General features: G+C 42.2%; 1 protein-coding gene. It reads right to left on the reverse strand.

Annotated features, from left to right (window positions below; genetic code table 11):
- The coding region (locus SB772_RS46210) for a polysaccharide biosynthesis protein (protein ID WP_410839295.1) at window positions 1-230 on the reverse strand (230 nt) is incomplete at both ends.

Raw genomic sequence — 230 nt, forward strand, 5'->3', positions numbered from 1 at the left:
GCTTCTAAGTTCCTGATCGATTGTGTACAAAGCATATTCAGACTGCTCGTATAACACCAAACATGCAGGTTTGTTTTTCATGATTTGTCTACACAGCTCACTACCAATAGAACCACCTGCCCCTGTCACAAGTACATTTTTACCCGTAATGTTTTTTTGGAGGAGCTCAGCAACTGGCTCTACAGTCTCTCTTTCAAGCACATCTAATATATCGACTGGCCGTATATGGC

This window comes from Paraburkholderia sp. SIMBA_030, assembly GCF_046535245.1.
GTDB lineage: Bacteria > Pseudomonadota > Gammaproteobacteria > Burkholderiales > Burkholderiaceae > Paraburkholderia.